Source organism: Finegoldia magna (genome assembly GCF_018371055.1).
In the GTDB taxonomy this organism is placed as follows: Bacteria; Bacillota; Clostridia; order Tissierellales; family Peptoniphilaceae; genus Finegoldia; species Finegoldia magna_I.
On record NZ_JAGYZD010000268.1, the window covers coordinates 1 to 2,121 of the forward strand.

Annotated in this window: 2 protein-coding genes; both read left to right on the top strand. The window is 35.0% G+C overall.

The genetic code is table 11. The annotated features are described in order from the left end of the window. Nucleotides 1–988 (top strand): ABC transporter ATP-binding protein (locus KHW44_RS08925; protein ID WP_304068625.1); only part of this gene is annotated, 988 nt, incomplete at its 5' end. Nucleotides 989–1,092: 104 nt separating this feature from the next. Beyond that, nucleotides 1,093–2,121 (top strand): GspE/PulE family protein (locus KHW44_RS08930; RefSeq protein ID WP_304068628.1); only part of this gene is annotated, 1,029 nt, incomplete at its 3' end.

Consider the following 2,121-nt stretch of genomic DNA (forward strand, 5'->3'; position numbering starts at 1 on the left):
GTTTGATGGAATAATGTACATTATCGTGGTTTTATTCGGTGGACTTTTCCTAGTCGAAGGGAAGATGAGTAGTGGGGACATCGTAGCATTCATCCTTTACGTTCAAACGTTACTTACAACTGTGAGAAGAATTGTAGAATTTACGGAACAATTCCAACGTGGGATGACTGGTATCGAAAGATTTACAGAAATAATGGATCAAGATATCGAGATTTTCGATGACGAAGACGCTGTGGATTTGGAAAACGTCAAAGGTAAAATCGAAATCAAGGATGTAAGCTTTAAATACAATAACAACAGCGAGAATGTGCTTAACAATATTTCATTTACGATAAATCCAGGACAAAAAGTTGCCTTGGTGGGGCCTTCAGGCGGCGGAAAAACCACTTTGTGTAATTTGATTCCTAGATTTTATGATGTAGAAGATGGAGAGATTTTGGTGGAAGGAATTGACGTTCGCAAAATCAAAATTCAATCACTTCGCTCAAACATCGGAATGGTTCAACAAGATGTGTATTTGTTCAGTGGAACTGTTAGAGAAAACATATTGTACGGAAAGCCTGATGCAACTGAACAAGAAGTAATCGATGCGGCAAAAGCAGCAGGAGCGTACGATTTTATAATGAACTTGGAAAATGGATTTGACACTTATGTCGGTGAACGTGGAGTTATGCTTTCAGGTGGTCAAAAACAAAGAATTTCAATCGCTAGAGTTTTCTTGAAAAATCCACCGATTTTGATATTAGACGAAGCGACATCAGCACTTGACAATAAGAGCGAATTTATCGTGCAAGAATCGTTGGAAAACTTGGCAAAAGGAAGAAGTTCGCTTACGATCGCCCACAGACTTACAACCGTTCAAAACGCAGATTTGATTTTGGTGTTGACTGAAGAAGGAATAATCGAACGTGGAACGCACCAACAATTGATGGAACAAAAAGGATATTATTATAATTTGTACACACAAGGTGGCAGATTATTGGTGTAAATATAAAGATATCAACTGCAATGCAGTTGGTGTTTTTTTCATTTGTAGATTGATTTAATTATTTTAATGATATAATTAAATTAGATATATACAAGGAGATAACAATGGAAATCAGCGATAATATTTTATTTGTAAATTCTATAATTGATGATGCAATCAGAAAAAATTCCAGCGACATTCACATTGAACCATTTGAAGAAAATGTCAGGATTAGATTCAGAATCAATGGAAGTTTGGTGAAATACAAGACTGTGGACAAGAGTATGCATTCAAAAATAATTACTAGAATTAAAATAATGAGTGAGCTTGATATCGCAGAAAAGAGACTTCCACAAGATGGAAGAATTACATATACATATGAAAACACAAAAATTGATCTTAGAATTAGCATTATCAACACAATTCATGGCCAAAAATGCGTTATTAGAATTTTGAATCCAGAATCTTTTAAAATCGGTATGCAAAATCTTGGGATTTCTGAAAGTGAACAACAAATGATTGAAGGATTTACGAAATTTGAAAATGGAATGGTATTGATTTGTGGGCCAACTGGAAGTGGTAAAACAACAACGCTTTACACAATGCTAGAACGAGAAAATACAATCGATAAAAATATTATCACGATTGAAAATCCAGTCGAGTACAATATTTTTGGAATTAATCAAATTCAAATCAACGAAAAAATTGGTTTGAGGTTTGATAATACGTTGAAGTTTGTACTTAGACAAGACCCTTCTGTAATAATGGTCGGAGAAATTAGAGATTTGGAAACTGCAAAGCTTGCAATTAGAGCTTCAATCACAGGCCACAAAGTTTATTCAACAATTCACACAGACGATTGCTATCAGTCCATAATCAGACTTATGGATATGGGGATTGAAGATTACATGATAAGGGCGTCTCTTAAAGTTGTTATCGCGCAAAGATTGGTGAGAAAATTGTGCCCTCATTGTAAGAAAAAAGTCACACCAACACCTTCACAAATGGAAGTTTTCAGATCGAACGGATTAAATCCAACTGAAATTTACGAGCCAGGAAATTGCGATGAATGTAGTTCTGGTTACGAGGGAAGAATGGCTGTCATGCAAATACTAAAAATCGACGATGATTTGAGAAGTTTAATCAAAAAAGAT